The sequence below is a fragment of the Polaromonas sp. P1_E1_2 genome (genome assembly GCF_056406035.1).
Map to the genome: position 1 here is coordinate 1 of NZ_JBFUAZ010000027.1, position 16016 is coordinate 16016.

Annotated in this window: 16 protein-coding genes and 1 tRNA gene; 6 read left to right on the forward strand and 11 right to left on the reverse strand. The window is 60.8% G+C overall.

What is annotated here, in order from left to right; translation table 11 throughout:
* The 3 genes from AC1D1P_RS03110 to AC1D1P_RS03120 all read right to left on the reverse strand — a co-directional run.
* The coding region (locus tag AC1D1P_RS03110; protein WP_477672058.1) for an ABC transporter permease family protein at positions 1-565 on the reverse strand (565 nt) is incomplete at its 3' end.
* The gene (locus AC1D1P_RS03115; protein WP_477649404.1) at positions 531-1565 is read right to left on the reverse strand and encodes a microcin C ABC transporter permease YejB; all 1035 of its coding nucleotides are present in this window, start codon (positions 1563-1565) and stop codon (positions 531-533) included. The genes AC1D1P_RS03110 and AC1D1P_RS03115, both read right to left, overlap by 35 nt.
* A gap of 119 nt (positions 1566-1684) precedes the next feature.
* Entirely contained in the window at positions 1685-3484 is a 1800-nt protein-coding gene (locus tag AC1D1P_RS03120) for an extracellular solute-binding protein (RefSeq protein WP_477671656.1), read from the reverse strand.
* 107 nt (positions 3485-3591) lie between these two features.
* Here AC1D1P_RS03120 and fabI point away from each other — a divergent pair, with 107 nt between their 5' ends.
* Entirely contained in the window at positions 3592-4401 is an 810-nt protein-coding gene (fabI, locus tag AC1D1P_RS03125) for an enoyl-ACP reductase FabI (RefSeq protein WP_477671657.1), read from the forward strand.
* Between the two features lie 344 nt (positions 4402-4745).
* On the opposite strand, the gene AC1D1P_RS03130 is transcribed toward fabI, so the two are convergent.
* Together AC1D1P_RS03130 and AC1D1P_RS03135 are read right to left on the reverse strand one after the other, a co-directional pair.
* Positions 4746-5486, reverse strand: coding sequence for a GNAT family N-acetyltransferase (locus tag AC1D1P_RS03130; RefSeq protein ID WP_477672059.1), 741 nt, complete (start codon positions 5484-5486; stop codon positions 4746-4748).
* 167 nt (positions 5487-5653) lie between these two features.
* Entirely contained in the window at positions 5654-6001 is a 348-nt protein-coding gene (locus AC1D1P_RS03135; protein WP_477672062.1) for a GFA family protein, read from the reverse strand.
* Between the two features lie 162 nt (positions 6002-6163).
* On the opposite strand from AC1D1P_RS03135, the gene AC1D1P_RS03140 reads away from it, so the two are divergent.
* Positions 6164-7093 (forward strand): DNA ligase, encoded by a 930-nt coding sequence (locus tag AC1D1P_RS03140; RefSeq protein WP_477672060.1) that lies wholly within the window; start codon positions 6164-6166, stop codon positions 7091-7093.
* A gap of 148 nt (positions 7094-7241) precedes the next feature.
* On the opposite strand, the gene AC1D1P_RS03145 is transcribed toward AC1D1P_RS03140, so the two are convergent.
* Entirely contained in the window at positions 7242-7667 is a 426-nt protein-coding gene (locus tag AC1D1P_RS03145) for a DUF3592 domain-containing protein (protein WP_477671661.1), read from the reverse strand.
* Between the two features lie 60 nt (positions 7668-7727).
* On the reverse strand, positions 7728-10016 hold the full coding sequence (locus AC1D1P_RS03150; RefSeq protein WP_477672061.1) for an Orn/Lys/Arg family decarboxylase: 2289 nt from the start codon (positions 10014-10016) through the stop codon (positions 7728-7730).
* Between the two features lie 199 nt (positions 10017-10215).
* Between AC1D1P_RS03150 and AC1D1P_RS03155 the strand changes: the two genes are divergently transcribed.
* The 4 genes from AC1D1P_RS03155 (at position 10216) to AC1D1P_RS03170 (ending at position 12140) form a co-directional block, all read left to right on the forward strand.
* The gene (locus AC1D1P_RS03155; protein ID WP_477671663.1) at positions 10216-10641 is read left to right on the forward strand and encodes an NfeD family protein; all 426 of its coding nucleotides are present in this window, start codon (positions 10216-10218) and stop codon (positions 10639-10641) included.
* A 10-nt stretch (positions 10642-10651) separates the two neighbouring features.
* Positions 10652-11569: an SPFH domain-containing protein gene (locus tag AC1D1P_RS03160; protein WP_477649893.1), complete on the forward strand. Its 918-nt coding sequence runs from the start codon at positions 10652-10654 to the stop codon at positions 11567-11569.
* A 37-nt stretch (positions 11570-11606) separates the two neighbouring features.
* Positions 11607-11981, forward strand: coding sequence for a DUF2237 family protein (locus AC1D1P_RS03165; protein ID WP_477671664.1), 375 nt, complete (start codon positions 11607-11609; stop codon positions 11979-11981).
* A gap of 69 nt (positions 11982-12050) precedes the next feature.
* Positions 12051-12140: transfer RNA gene (locus AC1D1P_RS03170), tRNA-Ser, on the forward strand.
* Between the two features lie 170 nt (positions 12141-12310).
* On the opposite strand, the gene AC1D1P_RS03175 is transcribed toward AC1D1P_RS03170, so the two are convergent.
* From AC1D1P_RS03175 to AC1D1P_RS03190, 4 genes are all read right to left on the reverse strand, one after another.
* Positions 12311-13441, reverse strand: coding sequence for a branched-chain amino acid ABC transporter substrate-binding protein (locus tag AC1D1P_RS03175; protein WP_457282750.1), 1131 nt, complete (start codon positions 13439-13441; stop codon positions 12311-12313).
* 221 nt (positions 13442-13662) lie between these two features.
* A complete protein-coding gene (locus AC1D1P_RS03180) occupies positions 13663-14007 on the reverse strand; it encodes a hypothetical protein (protein ID WP_457282749.1) in 345 nt (114 codons plus the stop codon).
* A complete protein-coding gene (locus AC1D1P_RS03185; RefSeq protein WP_477671665.1) occupies positions 14004-14441 on the reverse strand; it encodes a DNA polymerase III subunit chi in 438 nt (145 codons plus the stop codon). The genes AC1D1P_RS03180 and AC1D1P_RS03185 overlap by 4 nt, the downstream gene beginning before the upstream one ends.
* A complete protein-coding gene (locus AC1D1P_RS03190) occupies positions 14438-16000 on the reverse strand; it encodes a leucyl aminopeptidase (RefSeq protein ID WP_477672063.1) in 1563 nt (520 codons plus the stop codon). Before AC1D1P_RS03190 ends, AC1D1P_RS03185 begins: the two co-directional genes overlap by 4 nt.
* Positions 16001-16016 lie beyond the last annotated feature (16 nt).

A 16016-nucleotide genomic window follows, 5' to 3' on the forward strand; every position in this document is an offset into this window, starting at 1 on the left:
ACAGTACACTGACCCGAAAGCCGTAAATCAGCTGGGCCAGCAGGTCGCGCCCCCGGTCGTCGGTGCCCAGCAGGTTGGCGCGCGTCGGCTTCGAGGGGTTGGGCTCTTTCGCAAAATAATTGAGGGTGTTGGGCCCGTAGGGATTGAGGGTGTACAACGCGAAATTGCTGCCACGCGCCAGCCGTTCCTGGATATAGGGATCGAGGTAATCGGTGGTCGTGTCGAAGTCACCCCCAAAGGTCTTCTCGCTGTAGTCCTTAACCATGGGAAAGTAATAGCCTCCCTCATAGCGCACCAGCAGCGGCCGGTCGTTGGAGACGAGCTCGGCACAAAGACTGAGCACCACCAACGTACAGAACACCACCAGGCTGTAAAACCCCAGCTTGTTGCGCCGAAAACGCCTCCAGGCGCGCTTGGCGGGAGAGTTCGAAACGTACTTTTCTTGTACAGCGTCGCCGCGGACCGGGCTTTGCCCGTCCGCAGGAGGCGTCCCCTCGGGGGGAAGGCCGCCGGAGGTGGCTTCAGGGGGGTTAATCGAACCGTACACGCGGATCCACCCAGACATAAGACAAATCGGAAATCAGCTTGGTGAACAGGCCGATCAAGGTAAACAGGTAGAGCGTGCCCAGCACCACCGGGTAGTCGCGCCGGATGATGCTTTCATAGCTGAGCAGCCCCATGCCATCCAGCGAGAACAGGGTTTCGATCAGCAGCGCACCGGTGTAGAACGAGCTGATAAAGGCGGCCGGGAAGCCGGTGATGAGGGGAATCAGCGCATTGCGGAACACATGCTTCCACAGCACCTGGCGCTCACCCAGGCCCTTGGCGCGGGCCGTGAGCACGTATTGCTTGCGGATTTCCTCCAGGAAGGAGTTCTTGGTCAGCATGGCCGTGACTGCGAAGCTGCCCAGCACCATGGCCGTGACCGGCAAGGTGATATGCCAGAGGTAATCGGTGATGCGCGCACCCCAGCTCAAAGTCTCCCAATTGGGCGAGGTCAGGCCGCGCAACGGAAACCACTGCAACTGGCCGCCGAAGATCACCAGCAGCGCGACACCCAGCACAAAGCCAGGAATGGCATAGCCGGTCAGCACCAGCAAGGTTGTGACGAAATCGAAACGCGAGCCGGCACGCACCGCCTTGGCGACGCCCAGTGGCACAGCCACCAGGTAGCTGATGAAGAAGGTCCACAAACCCAGGCTGATGGAAACCGGGAGCTTTTCCTTGACCAGTTGCCAGACCTCCTTGTTGTGGAAGAAGCTTCTGCCAAGGTCAAAGCTCAAAAACTGCTTGAGCATCAGGTAAAAGCGCTCGGGCGCCGGCTTGTCGAAACCATAGAGCGCCTTGATCTGCTCGACGCGTTTCGGGTCGACGCCCTGCCCACCCCGGTAGCTCAGGCCGCCACCCTCGGCACCGCCTCCACCGCTGGGGCCGGCCTTGGCCTCGGCCATGTATTGCTCCACCGGCCCGCCCGGCACGAACTGCGTCACCACAAAGGTGATCAGCAACACCCCGAACAAAGTCGGGATCATCAAAAGACAGCGTTTGAGAATGTAGGCAAACATGATCGATCAAACTCCCGCCAAACCCGGTGGGCAGCGCGGAACTGGCTTTGCCGGGCCGCAGCTGCCGCCCCCTGCAAGGGGGGAAGGCGTTACGCGAAGCGAACGTCCGACGGGGGTGTTCATTTTTTCCACCAGGTATCGATGATCCAGGTCTCGCCTGGCGCATAGGGTGGCATCTGGCCCGGCATGGCAAGGCGGCGTGCGTTATAGACCACGCGATGGGTGCCGGCCGTCCATTCCGGCAGCAGGTAGTGGCTGTGCGCCACGATGCGTTCCAATGCACGGCAGGCGGGCAACAACTCGGCCTTGGTTTTGGCGCTGGTCATTTTGGTGATCATGGCATCAATCGCGGGATTGGCGGCTCCGCTGAAGTTACCCGACTCCTCAGTGGCGGCGGCCTTGCTACCGAACATGTCGGCGAACTCCTGACCCGGGTTGTTGGTGCCACCGTAGGCGATGGAGATGATGTCGAACTCGAATTTATCGAGGCGCTGCTGGTAGAGCGCGAAGTCGACCTGCCGRAAGTTGAGCTGGATGCCGAGCTTTTCGAGGGCGCGTATCCAGGGCGAAATCGTGCGCACACCGCCCTCGTTGCTATCCAGGTATTCCAGCACCATAGCCTCGCCTTTGGCGTTGCGCAGCTTGCCGTCCCGAACCTCCCAGCCGGCTTCCTTCAGGAGCACCTGGGCACGGCGCAAATTAGCGCGCAGCGAAGAGTCGCCGTCAGTGCGCGCCGGCACGTACATGGCGCCGAATGCCGCTGCGGGGATGTCCTGGCGCCAGGGTTCCATCAAAGCCAGCTCTTCGGGCTTCGGCAGTCCGGTGGCCTGGCAATCGGTGTTTCCGAACAGGCCGGTCACGCGCTGGTAGGCGTTGTAAAACAACTGGCGGTTCATCCACTCGTAGTCGATCGCCAGTCCCAGAGCTTCCCGCACGCGCGGGTCCTTGAGCTTTTCACGCCGACTATTTAGCACATAGCTCTGGAAACCCGTGGGCAGGCTATGCTTGAATTCCCCCTTGACGAGTTCGCCGCTGTCAAAACGTTTGCCCGTCAGGCGCCGCGCCCAGTCGCCGGCCGAGAAGAAACGCATGATGTCGAACTCACCGGCCTTGAGCGCCTCAAGCTTGGCAGTGTTGTCCTTGTAAATCTTGACGGTGACGGTGTCGAAATTCCCTGTACCGACCCGAACATTGAGTTTCTCACCCCAGTAGGTCTTGTCGCGCACATAACTGATGTCTTTGCCGAAAACCACCAGGCCGATTCGATAGGGCCCGCTGCCAATGGGGATGTCGGTCACGACCTCATTGAAGGGCTTGGCCTTACCGGTGGCGTCCATGCCCCACTTGCGGCTGAACACCGCCATGCCGCCCACTTTCAACGGCAGTTCGCGGTTCGGCTTCCTGAAACGAAAGCGCACCGTCCGCTCGCCCACCACCTCGCAGGCTGCGACGTCTTCGAACACGGTCTTGTAGGACGGCGAGGTATGCGGGCCCATCAGGGTGTCAAAGCTGTATTTGACGTCGGCCGCCAGCACCGGGTCACCGTTGTGAAAGCGCGCTTCCTTGCGCAGGCGGAAGGTGGCCGTGAGCCCGTCAGCCGACACCTCGACGTCTTCGGCCAGCAGCCCGTAGCCTGAGGCGGTTTCGTCCATCGCCCCCGTCAGCAGCGTGTCGAACATGAAGCTCGACAAATAGGCCGGCGCCGAGCCTTTGATTGTGAAAGGGTTGTATTTGTCGAAAGTCGAGTAACGCAGGTTGCTGACCAGGCGCAGGTCCCCGCCCTTGGGTGCTGCGGGGTTGACGTAGTCGAAGTGGGCAAACCCCGCGGGGTACTTGAGGTCTCCCCAGAGTGCATAGCCGTGCGCGGCCCATGACGGTGATGAAAGACCCAGCAGGACCCAAACCAGCAAACTTCGCATGCGACAATTCTGCACTACTTAAGCTGGCAAGATTGCGGCGCGCAGACACTGCGCCCCTGTCCCTTGCCTTCCCTTCCCCCGCGAACTACCTACTCTGGAGCACCTGCATGGCCACCAACACCGGATTCCTCACTGGCAAAAAACTGTTGATCACGGGGGTCCTCTCGAACCGGTCCATCGCCTATGGCATCGCCAAGGCCTGCCATGCCCAGGGCGCCGAGCTGGCGTTCGGCTATGTCGGCGAGCGCTTCAAGGACCGCATCACCGAGTTTGCTGCCGACTTCGACTCGAAACTGATTTTTGACTGCGACGTGGGCGACGACGCGCAGATCGACAAGATGTTTGCCGACCTCTCCAAAACCTGGCCAACGTTTGACGGCTTTGTGCACAGCATCGGCTTTGCGCCGCGCGAGGCGATCGCCGGCGACTTTTTGGACGGCCTGTCACGTGAGGGCTTCAAGATCGCCCACGACATCAGCGCTTACAGCTTTCCGGCGATGGCCAAGGCGGCCCTGCCCTACCTCAACAAAAAATCGGCCCTGCTCACGCTGACCTACCTCGGCGCCGTGCGCACCGTGCCCAACTACAACACCATGGGCCTGGCCAAAGCCAGCCTGGAAGCCTCGGTGCGCTACCTGGCCGAATCGCTGGGCCCCAAGGGCATGCGCGTCAACGGCATCAGCGCCGGCCCGATCAAAACCCTGGCCGCCAGCGGCATCAAGGGCTTCGGCAAGATTTTGAGTGTGGTCGCCGAGGCCTCGCCAATCCGCCGCAATGTGACGATTGAAGACGTCGGCAACGTCGCCGCCTTTTTGCTGAGCGACCTGGCCGCAGGCGTGAGCGCCGAGATCACCTATGTGGATGGCGGCTTCAGCCACGTGGTCGGCGGCATCGCCGAACCGGCAGCCGAAGCCTGAAGGCTTTCGCGCCCGGCTGGCGTGCCGGGCGGCGCGCACATGCGGCAAGTTGCACCCTTGTCTCGCATGGCGCGCTATGAAATAGATAGCGGCTCGCGCATGACCCTATTGGGCTGGAGGCCAAATATGTTCATGAAGAACGGCTTCCAGGTACTGCAAAGCCGTTTTTTTGAGGCAAGACGGGGCGGCAAGACAGCCAAATTCGATCAAATCAGGCCTGAAAATAACAATAAAGCAGGCTCTAGCCTAATAGCCACCAGAGCGAGCAGCTATAAAAATCATAGCAACTTGCCGCATCCAGTATCCCGCACACACCCAATTCCGCACCGCGTCTGGATCAAGGTTCAGCCCTGGGTCCAGTAGTCATAACTCCAGACCGTTTCAAAGCCCGCCCGCCGGTAAAGCGCCCGCGCCGGGGCATTGCCTTCTTCCACCTGCAGGAATACACGCTCAATGCCCCGCTGCATGGCCGCTTCGGCTATGGCGGTCAGTACCCGGCCTGCCAATCCCTTGCCGCGATGTGCCGGGTCGGTTCGCATGCCGTGGACACTGGACCATCCGTGGCTGAACGCCGCCGCGCCAGCCGCAATGGCCTTGCCGCCTTCGCGCACGCTGGCAAACACGGAATCACGCCCGCGGCTCAGTGACCTGACACGGCTGGCGCCGTCCACGGGATCAAAACCCTCGGCCAGGAACAACGCTGCCCAGGCCTCGTCCGGCGCGTGGGCTGTTTCAGCCAGTGCCTGCGCCGACACACCACGCATGGACTTGACCTGCGCCACTTCCACCAGCACCGGCTTGCCTGCCGTGTAACCCCGCGCGCCCAGTTCGCGGCGCAAGGCATCAAAGCAGGCCTCATTGGCCAGCCGGAAGACGGCCCGCTTGCCGCGCGCACGGTACAGCCCTTCAATGCGATCGATCACGCCATCGGCGGGGGGTTGATGCAGCAGGGGCACCGCACTTTTGGCCCGGCTGACGGTCCCGCTGTCAAAGGGCAGCAGCCAGCCCTCGATTTCAAGCTGCTCCTCGGGTGATACAGCTGCCACAGTGGCGCGCTCGATATTTTCAATGTCGCTGGAAGTCATGGTGTCAGTAAAAAAATGTCGAGGCCGACTGGCCCAAGGGAAGTCAGACAGCAATGAGCAATATGAGTGATGGCCGGGAATACCGGCCCCCAGGGGTACGGACGAAGTGGCAGATTATTGCGTCCGCCAGAGTCCGGGAATACAGGATCCGGGGGTTCCGGGAAGAGCTAGGAAGAACGCCCGTCAAAATGCGTCACCTTGATGGTGTCCAGATCGATTCCCTCGAGGCAGCGGACGTTGACAGCTGCAATGCGATTGCCGGCAGGATCCGTCCCTTCGCCATAAGGATGAATGCCACAGGTAGGGCAGAAACGGTGGCTGATCACATGCTTGTTGAACTGATAGGTGCTGGCATTTTCATCGGGGGTCTGCAAACGGAGCTGGTCATGCGGCACAAACCACAGCAGCGACCCTTTGCGCTGGCAGATGGAGCAGTTGCAGGCCAGGGCGCTGTTCGGCTGGCCGTCGACCTCAAACGCGACCTTTCCACAATGGCAACTCCCTCTGGAAGTCATTTTTTCTGTCATAAGTTGATTCCTTTCATGGCCATTGCAGCCTTCATGGTTGACGGGGTTGCGCGGGCAACACAGGCGCCCACAGAACGCTTGCACCGCGCAAATTTGAACTATAAACTGTACATTCATACAGTTATAAGTCAAGAAAAAACAGGGAGGCCCATGCGGCAACACATCACCCACTCCGGCGAGCGGGCCAACACGGTCTTTTTTCGCCTCAAAACGTTTCACTGGCTGCTGGCACTCGCCGGCTTGCTGGCACCAGCGCTTCCGGTGCTTTCGGCATCCGCAGCTGCGCAAGCGCCGCCGCTGATGCTCGCCAAGGTGTACCAACCCGGCGTCCCCCTTCAGGATTATTGGGTCAGTGAAAAATTCGACGGCGTGCGCGGCTACTGGGACGGAGAACAGCTGCTCACGCGCGGGGGGGAACGCATCGCCGCGCCGGCCTGGTTTACCGCAGGCTGGCCCAAAACACCCCTGGACGGCGAGCTGTGGGCGGGCCGTGGCCAGTTTGCCAGGGCGGTGTCTACCGTGCGCCAGCAAACCCCGGACGACGCTGCCTGGCGGGCCATGCGCTTCATGGTGTTTGATTTGCCCGCGCAAGGCGGCCCGTTCAGCGAGCGGATCCCGGCCCTCAATGGCGCGGTGAGCCGCATCGACCAGCCCTGGGTGCAGGCCGTGGCGCAATCGAAGGTCGCAAGCCACACCGCCTTGCAGGCGTTACTGGCCACCACCGTGAAGCGCGGCGGCGAAGGCCTGATGCTGCACCGCGGCGCGTCTTTCTACAAAGGCGCACGCAACGACGACCTGCTCAAGGTCAAGACCCACGAAGACACCGAAGCCCGCGTGGTGGCGCATGTTCCCGGCAGGGGGAAGTACGCCGGCATGCTGGGCGCGCTGCTGGTGGAAATGCCCGGTGCCGACGGCAAACCAGGGCGGCGCTTCAAGCTGGGCACCGGGCTCAACGATGAGCAGCGCCAGAATCCGCCGCCCGTCGGCAGCACCGTCACCTACCGCTTTCGCGGACTCAATGACGGTGGCCTGCCCCGGTTTGCCAGCTTCATGCGGGTACGGGAAGACCAGCTGCTTTAAAGGTGGGCCCGCCAATCGGCGCACCGCCGGAGACCAACGTGAGTTGGCCTTGCGCCCACCGCACCTGACGGGGGAAATGGCCTGTGGCGCCCACTAGTCATGCGCCCCCAGCTACAAAAAATATAGCAACCGCTCCGGGGAGGCGGCTTTATTTTTTCTGGCTCGCCAGCAGGCCGAGGCCCGTGTAGCCCAGGCTGGCGATGACGAAGAACCAGCCCACCCACTTGAGGAAGGATGATCCGCCGGCTTCCTGCGCGAATCCCACCTGGCTCGGGTTACCCGGCATGTAGTAGATGTTCACCGGCCGCCCTGCCTCGAAGTCCTTCAGCACGGCCTCGGGGAACGAGCGCTTGATCGTCATGGCTTGCCCAGTGTCGGTGCGGAATTTGAGTTCCGCCGTGTAGATGGTCTGGCCACTGCGGGAAAAACTTTTGTATTCCTTGATCGGCTCGACCACCGCCGTCTTGCCGCTGGCCATGAGCAGCCGCAACTCGCTGTCCCCGCTGGCCTGCGCGCGCAGGAATACTGCACCGACGATGACACCGAGGACTCCGAAGAGAATCGTCTTGAACATGCTCCCCTCCCAATAATATGGGAAGGACTATAGCAAACGAAAGTACCTGTTTATTCCTGCCTAGCGTTTGACGCAGTCCGCGTAGTAGCGCGTCTTGCCCTTGGCATCCACCTGTTCCACAAGGCCGTGGATGTCTGTTTCAAAGCCCGGGCACTGGGCGTTGAACTCGCGCGAGAACTTCAGATAGTCCACAATTTTCCGGTTGAACACCTCGCCCGGGATCAACAGCGGGATGCCCGGCGGGTACGGCGTGACCAGGCCCACGGTGATACGGCCTTCCAGGTGGTCGATTTCAACCCGTTCCGTCGTGCGGTGGGCAATGTGGGCGTAGGCGTCGCTGGGCTTCATGGCGGGCGCCAGATCGCTCAGGTAGACCTCGGTTGTCAACCGCGCGATGTCGTACTTGGCGTACAGCGTATGGATGTGCTGGCACAGGTCGGCCAGGCCCATGCGCTCGTACTTGGGGTACTTCTGGCAGAACTCGGGCAGGATGCGCCACATCGGCTGGTTCTTGTCGTAGTCGTCCTTGAACTGCTGCAGCGCCGTCAGCAGCGTGTTCCAGCGGCCCTTGGTGATGCCGATGGTGAACATGATGAAGAAGCTGTAGAGGCCGGTTTTCTCGACGATCACGCCGTGCTCGGCCAGAAATTTGGTCACGATGCTGGCCGGGATGCCGGTTTTGGCAAACTTGCCGTTCAGGTCGAGGCCGGGCGTGACGATGGTGGACTTGATCGGGTCCAGCATGTTGAAACCGGTGGCCATCTGGCCAAAGCCATGCCAGTTGTTGGCGCCGTTTCTGGCCGTCTTGGCGCTGCGGGACTCGCCCTTGATGATCCAGTCCTGCGATTCGCCAATGCCCTCTTCGACCAGCTTGTCCGGCCCCCAGACCTTGAACCACCAGTCGGTGCCGTATTCCTCGTCGATCTTGCGCATGGCGCGGCGGAAGTCCAGCGCTTCGGCAATGCTTTCCTCAACCAGCGCCGTGCCGCCGGGAGGCTCCATCATGGCAGCGGCCACGTCGCAGCTGGCGATGATGCTGTATTGCGGCGAGGTTGACGTATGCATCAGGTAGGCCTCGTTGAAGAGGTGCCTGTCGAGTTTGGTGTTCTGCGAATCCTGCACCAGCACGTGACTGGCCTGGCTGATACCCGCCAGCAGCTTGTGGATGGACTGCGTTGCGTACACCACCGCATTCTTCGGCCGGATGCGGCTCTTGCCCATGGCGTGGTAGCTGCCGTAGAACGGGTGGAAGGCGGCGTGCGGCAGCCAGRCCTCGTCAAAGTGCAGGTTGTCGATGTAGCCGTCCAGCATGCCCTTGATGGTTTCGGTGTTGTAGAGCACGCCGTCGTAGGTGGACTGCGTCAGTGTCAGCACACGCGGCTTGACCTTGCTGCTGTCCACGCCCTTGAGCAATGGGTTGGCATCGATCTTGGCGCGGATGGCTTCGGGTTCGAACTCGCTCTGCGGAATCGGGCCGATGATGCCGAAATGGTTGCGCGTCGGCTTCAAAAACACCGGAATCGCACCCGTCATGATGATGGAATGCAGGATGGACTTGTGGCAGTTGCGGTCAACGACCACCACGTCACCGGGTGCCACCGTGTGGTGCCACACCATCTTGTTGCTGGTGGATGTGCCGTTGGTCACGAAGAAGCAGTGGTCGGCGTTGAAGATGCGTGCGGCGTTGCGCTCGCTGGCGCCGATGGCGCCGTCGTGATCCAGCAACTGGCCGAGCTCTTCCACCGCGTTGCAGACGTCGGCGCGCAGCATGTTCTCGCCAAAAAACTGGTGGAACATCTGGCCGACCGGGCTTTTCAGGAAAGCAACGCCGCCCGAATGGCCCGGGCAGTGCCAGGAATAGGAACCGTCTTCGGCATAGTCGAGCAGTGCCTTGAAAAACGGCGGCTGCACGCCTTCCAGGTAGCTCTTGGCCTCCCGCAGGATGTGGCGCGCCACGAACTCGGGCGTGTCCTCAAACATGTGGATGAAGCCGTGCAGYTCACGCAGGATGTCGTTGGGGATGTGGCGCGAGGTCTTGGTCTCGCCATAGACRTARATCGGCACRTCCAGGTTCTTGCGGCGYACYTCYTCGATAAAGGTRCGCAGGTTSAGCACGGCSGGGTCGAGGTCGGGGCCTGGCGAAAACTCCTCGTCGTCAATCGACAAAATGAAGGCGCTGGCCCGGCTTTGCTGCTGGGCGAACTGCGAGAGGTCGCCGTAACTGGTCACCCCCAGGACTTCGAAGCCCTCGGTTTCAATGGCTTGCGCCAGCGCACGGATGCCCAGACCGGAGGTGTTCTCGGAGCGGAAGTCTTCGTCGATGATGACGATGGGAAAGCGGAATTTCATGGCTTGGGCTGGAGTTCATGGTCGCCCTGAACCTGTCGGAGGGCATGGGAAACGCTCAAAGGGCATAGACAGGTTGAGCCCGGGCGGTGAGAGGAAGCTTTTTCCAAGCAGCGAAGTGTAAGGACATATTGTTGCGCTACGCTTGCCTTGGGGTCTAATTGCCCCAAAATGTAGCGGATGACCGACAAAAGGAGGATGCATGAGTGAATCGACTATCTGGTGGCTGCTGGCAGGTACGGCAGTCGCGGTGGAGCTGGTAACCGGAACTTTTTACCTGCTGATGATCGCGGTAGGCTTGGCGGCCGCTGCAATTGCCGCTCATTTGGGCGCCTCGACGGCCCTGCAACTCGTTACGGCGGCCGTTGTCGGCTCGGCCACCGTGGGCGTTACCCATTTCATTCGGGGTCGGGGGCCCAAGGCGTTATCGGCAGGAACCAATCCAGACGTCAACATGGATATTGGTGAAACGGTACAGGTCGATGACTGGCAAGCGGACGGCACGGCGCTCGTACGCTACCGCGGCGCGCAATGGGCGGTTGTTCAGGCGGTTGATGGCACGCCTTCGGCGGGCGCCCACCGTATTCGGGAAGTTATTGGCAGCAAATTGGTCGTAGAAAAAATCTGAGGGAATCACCATGTCATCTTATGTAGCACTCATTATTCTCATCGTCGCGGTCATCTTCGTCATCCGCGCCGTCAAATTCGTTCCCCAGCAAAATGCCTGGGTCATCGAACGTATGGGTAAATATCACGCAAGCCTGACGCCGGGCCTCAACTTCCTGGTTCCCTTTATTGACCGCGTCGCCTACAAGCACAGCCTGAAGGAAATCCCGCTTGACGTTCCCAGCCAGGTTTGCATTACCCGCGACAACACGCAGCTGCAGGTCGACGGCATCCTGTATTTCCAGGTCACGGACCCGATGCGGGCCAGCTACGGCTCATCCAACTACATCGTGGCTGTCACGCAACTGGCGCAGACCTCCCTGCGTTCCGTGATCGGCAAGCTCGAACTCGACAAGACCTTTGAAGAACGCGACATCATCAATGCGCAGGTTGTTGCCGCCATTGACGAGGCCGCCCTGAACTGGGGTGTGAAAGTCCTGCGCTACGAAATCAAGGACTTGACGCCCCCCAAAGAGATTCTGCATGCCATGCAGTCGCAAATTACGGCAGAGCGTGAGAAGCGGGCTCTGATCGCTGCTTCCGAAGGCCGCCGCCAGGAGCAGATCAATATCGCCACCGGCGAACGTGAAGCCTTCATTGCCCGCTCGGAAGGCGAAAAACTGGCTGCCATCAACAACGCCCAAGGTGAAGCCGCCGCCATCATGGCCGTTGCCGACGCCAATGCAAAAGCCATCGAAATGGTCGCGGCCGCAATCCGCCAGCCCGGCGGCGAACAGGCCGTTCAGCTCAAGGTGGCCGAACAGGCGGTTGACGCCTATTCCAAGGTAGCCAGGGACGCCAAAACCACGTTGGTGGTACCCAGCAACATGACGGAAGTCACCGCCCTCATCAGCTCGGCCATGAAGATGGTGCAAGCCAACAAGGTGTGACGACGGGCTTTTTTGCCGACAGCACGTGAACGCACCCATGAGCGCAAAAAATGTACTGGGCACGGATTTGGTGCCCTGCTCCTATGATCCGCTGACCGGCTACTTTCGTGACGGTTGCTGCAACACGGATGCGTCGGATGCGGGGTCCCACCTGGTATGCGTTCGCGTCACGCGTGAATTTCTGGCTTTTTCCGCCAGCCGCGGCAACGATCTTTCCACGCCGCAGCCTGCGTACCGCTTTGCGGGCCTTCAGCCGAATGACCGCTGGTGCCTGTGTGCCAACCGCTGGCGCGAAGCGCTGGAGGCCGGCTTTGCGCCGCCTGTCGTGCTGGAGTCGACGCACAGCAAGGCGCTGGAATTCGTCTCCCTGGCCCTGCTGGAAAAGCACCGGTTCCAGGGTGCACTCCACTGAGCCTGTTGCGCGTCGGGTKCAACTCCTGCCTCCGTCTGTTCGCAGCACTGCTATAATCGAAGGCTTCGCGGAAGGGTGGATGAGCGGTTTAAGTCACACGCCTGGAAAGCGTGCGTAGGGTTAAACCTACCGCGGGTTCGAATCCCGCCTCTTCCGCCAAACAGTCTCGTCGCCGTGAGTTTCCACACGGTGGCAAAAACTCCTAAAAGCCCAGCTTGCTGGGCTTTTTTGTGCCCGCTCCACTTTCGGCGCCTCACTTCCGGTCTTCCCGGGGTTTTTCCGGGCAAAAAAAAGCCACCTTGCGGTGGCTTTTTGTTTGCGGTGAACGATTAGTTCAGGGCAGACTTCTTGCCGTCTTTGTAGACGTACAGGGTGATGGCGGGGTTCTTCAGTTCGCCATTGGGTTCAAAAGCGATCGTGGTGGTCACGCCCTTGAAGTTGGTTTTAATCAGCTCAGGGGTGTAAACCTTTGGATCCCAGGAACCGGCACGCTTCATGGCGTCAACCAGAACGAAGGTAGCGTCGTAGGTGTACGGGCTGTAAACCTGGAACTGCTTTGGATACTTGGCTTCGTAGCGCTTCATCCAGGCTTCGCCGCCTGGCATTTTGGCCAGCGATGCGCCGCCTTCAGCGCAAACCACGTTGCCGATGGTCTTGGCGCCTGCGGTCAGCTTGGCAAGTTCTGCGGTGCAGATGCCGTCGCCGCCGAAGTACTTGACGTTGCCCATGCCGAGTTGTTCCATCTGGCGCAGCATTGGGCCGCCTTGTGGGTCCATGCCGCCGAAGAAGATCGCGTCAGGTGCTTTGGCCTTGATGGCGGTCAGGATGGCCATGAAGTCGGTGGCTTTGTCGGTGGTGAACTGCTCGTCAACCACGGTCATGCCTTTTGCCAGGGCCGTTTTCTTGAACACTTCAGCAACGCCCTGGCCGTAAGCCGTACGGTCGTCAATGATGGCGACTTTCTTCAGCTTCAGCGTGTCGGCGGCATAAAAAGCCAGGCCAGCGCCCAGGGCGTTGTCATTGGCAATGATGCGGTAGGTGGTTTTGTAGCCTGGCTTGGTCAGGTTGGGGTTGGTTGCAGCGCCCGTAACGTGGGGGATGCCGCAATCGTTGTAGACCTTGGAGGCAGGAATGGTGGTTCCGGAATTCAGGTGGCCGACCACGCCGGCGACTTTGGAGTCGCACAGCTTTTGTGCAGCGGCGGTGCCCTGTTTTGGATCAGCGGCGTCATCTTCAGCAACAATTTCAAACTTGACCTTTTTGCCGCCGATGACCACGTTTTGTGCGTTCAGGTCTTCGATGGCCATGCGCACGCCGTTTTCATTGTCTTTGCCGTAATGGGCTTGCGAGCCGGACAGCGGCGCCACGTGACCGATCTTGATCACTGCGTCTTGGGCAGAGGCAAAACCCGCTACTGCAGCGAGAGCAGCCACTACTGTCAGTTTTAATTTCATTTGCATAAAAACACTCCGATTAGGAAATTACCGTTAAAGGTTGAGAACAATTTTTTTACTCAACGGGGCCGAACATAACGCAATTTCCGGGCCCGCACCATAGCAACGTCCCTAGGTTAAATTCCGATAAGGGGGTTTACCCGGGGAGCAGATTGCCTTATGTGAACTTGTGTTTCAAGGGTTGGGCACAGCGAAAAAGCATCTGTGCAAACAGTCGCTCGCGCGTCCTATGCGTCCGTGTTTGGCGGTGCCGCTTCGTGCTTCAAAGCCTGGCTCACAGATTGACGGACAACGTCCTCAATTTCTTCGCGCAGACGTGGAACCAGGGTTTGCGTGTGCTCCAGGATAAGTTGCCCTACGACCTCCCGCAAACGCCGCTCAAGGACCAGGTTCACCCGCTGCAGCACGCGTTGCACCATCTGCTCCTGAAGCTCTGCAGAAGCGGTGGACGGCGGCACCGGCAAACCAGTCCTGGCTGGTTCAGGCGGTGCAGCCGGCATCGGCGCAGGCATGGGCCGCACGACTTCCGTCAGCGTCGGCACAAACCGCGGCGGTGCGGGCGGACGGTTCATGCGCCCTCCCCGGCCGTCGCAAGGTCATGGCGTTTCATGGCATAGCCCCTGTCGGTGTAGTGCTTCCACCGGCTTCGCGCTGCAAGACGGTCATCGTCGGCCTGCGCCACGACTTCGATAAAACGTTCGAAGCGTTCAAATTCGGCGGGAATGCCATGTCCCAGATTGACCAACACGCCGTAATGCGGGCAGGCCTTGAGCGACTCGGCCAGCACCACCGGCGTTGCCGCCCATGTACTTTCGGGGGCACCCGCACGGCAATGCGGCACAAATTCCGCAGGCGAAAAACTCCAGATCAACTGGTCCAGTTCCGCCAGCACCGCCGCGTCCCCCGTCACCACAACGCTGGCGCCGCTCAGGTAGGCCTTGCGAAGTAACCGGCAGCTGTAGGCCAGTTTGTCAGGCACATTGAAGTGAAAGGCGATTTCGGTCATGCCCGGGTTTTGGATGCGGATTTGCGACTGGACGCTGTTTTGGCTTTTTTGCGCGATGCTTGGGCCGAAGTCCCTGCCCTGGCAGTTACCACCTGGTCCAGCAGGTAGTCCAGCAGCAGCGGCACCGGCCTGCCGGTCGCACCTTTGGCGGCTCCGCCTTTCCAGGCCGTACCGGCAATGTCCAGGTGCGCCCATGGRAAACTGGCCGTAAACCGCTGCAGGAACTTGGCCGCGGTCACCGCACCCGCGGCACGCCCCGCCACGTTGGCGACATCCGCAAAATTGGTCTTGAGCCCTTCCGCATAATCGTCATCCAGCGGCATCCTCCAGCACAGGTCCAGGGACGATTCGCCTGCTGCCGACAACGCCTCGGCCATGGTGTCGTCGCTGGAGAAAAGCCCGCTGCGCACGCCGCCCAAGGCAATCACGCAGGCGCCGGTCAGCGTCGCGATGTCCACCACCGCCCGGGGCTTGAAGCGCTCGGCGTAAGTCAATGCGTCGCAGAGCACCAGCCGCCCTTCGGCGTCGGTGTTCAGGATCTCGATGGTCTGCCCGCTCATGCTGGTCACCACATCGCCGGGCTTGATGGCGCGGCTGCCCGGCATGTTTTCGCAGGCGGGAATCAGGCCTACCACATTGAGCGCCGGCCGCAGCTCTGCCAGCGCCCGGAAGGTGCCCAGAACGCTGGCGGCACCGCACATGTCGAACTTCATCTCGTCCATTTCGGCGGCGGGCTTGATGGAGATACCGCCCGTGTCAAAGGTGATGCCTTTGCCAACGAGCACGACGGGCGCCTCGGCCCTGGCCGCCCCCTCATAGCGCAGCACTATAAAGCGTAAGGGCTCGGCCGAACCCTGCGCCACGGCCATGAAGGAGCCCATGCCGAGTTTGGCGACCTCTTTGGGCCCCAGCACCTCCACCTTGATGCCGCGCAGCTTGCCCAGCTCTCTGGCAGCGCCGGCCAGAAGCGTCGGTGTCGCGTGGTTGGCCGGGCGGTTCGCCCACTCCTTGGCAAATTCAATGCCCTTGACCAGCGCTGCGCCCTTGTCAATGCCGGGTCGCGCGATCTGGGCACTTGCGGCGTCATTCACGGCAACCACCACCCGTTGCAACCTGCCAGGGCCGGCTTTTGCGTTCCTGGCGGCTTTGGACTTGGTGGTAGCGTAGGTATAGGTGGCATCCCCGCAAGCGACCACGGCCGCGCGTACGGCTTCAGCTCGCAGATGGCCCACGGCACCGAAGCAAATGGTCAGGTGCTGCACGTTCGCAGCCTTCAGGGCGCCCAGGCCGGCACTGACGGCGGTACGAACGTTTTTGGCACTGGCATCCCCGACGCCCGCCAGTACGACCCGCCTGGCAGTGATGCCGGGAGCGCGGTACGTGCTCAGGAGCTTGCCCGGCTTGGCCTCAAAGTCCCCCGACTTGATCGCCAGCGTTGCGAGCACCGAAAGGGGGTCTTTGCCGGATCCCGGATCCTGGGGTACGAGATCCAGCAGAGCATCGGTTTTTTCGCTGCAAATCCGGGTGGGTGTCAGTGTTTTGAGTTCTAAGTCCTTAATTCAGGGTCTGGTAAAT

What these genes read in the sequence shown, in the direction of transcription:
- AC1D1P_RS03115 (WP_477649404.1), bottom strand. Translation starts at nt 1,565, where the DNA reads ATGTTTGCCTACATTCTCAAACGCTGTCTTTTGATGATCCCGACTTTG.
- fabI (WP_477671657.1), top strand. Translation starts at nt 3,592, where the DNA reads ATGGCCACCAACACCGGATTCCTCACTGGCAAAAAACTGTTGATCACG.
- AC1D1P_RS03130 (WP_477672059.1), bottom strand. Translation starts at nt 5,486, where the DNA reads ATGACTTCCAGCGACATTGAAAATATCGAGCGCGCCACTGTGGCAGCT.
- AC1D1P_RS03135 (WP_477672062.1), bottom strand. Translation starts at nt 6,001, where the DNA reads ATGACTTCCAGAGGGAGTTGCCATTGTGGAAAGGTCGCGTTTGAGGTC.
- AC1D1P_RS03140 (WP_477672060.1), top strand. Translation starts at nt 6,164, where the DNA reads ATGCGGCAACACATCACCCACTCCGGCGAGCGGGCCAACACGGTCTTT.
- AC1D1P_RS03145 (WP_477671661.1), bottom strand. Translation starts at nt 7,667, where the DNA reads ATGTTCAAGACGATTCTCTTCGGAGTCCTCGGTGTCATCGTCGGTGCA.
- AC1D1P_RS03155 (WP_477671663.1), top strand. Translation starts at nt 10,216, where the DNA reads ATGAGTGAATCGACTATCTGGTGGCTGCTGGCAGGTACGGCAGTCGCG.
- AC1D1P_RS03160 (WP_477649893.1), top strand. Translation starts at nt 10,652, where the DNA reads ATGTCATCTTATGTAGCACTCATTATTCTCATCGTCGCGGTCATCTTC.
- AC1D1P_RS03165 (WP_477671664.1), top strand. Translation starts at nt 11,607, where the DNA reads ATGAGCGCAAAAAATGTACTGGGCACGGATTTGGTGCCCTGCTCCTAT.
- AC1D1P_RS03175 (WP_457282750.1), bottom strand. Translation starts at nt 13,441, where the DNA reads ATGCAAATGAAATTAAAACTGACAGTAGTGGCTGCTCTCGCTGCAGTA.
- AC1D1P_RS03180 (WP_457282749.1), bottom strand. Translation starts at nt 14,007, where the DNA reads ATGAACCGTCCGCCCGCACCGCCGCGGTTTGTGCCGACGCTGACGGAA.
- AC1D1P_RS03185 (WP_477671665.1), bottom strand. Translation starts at nt 14,441, where the DNA reads ATGACCGAAATCGCCTTTCACTTCAATGTGCCTGACAAACTGGCCTAC.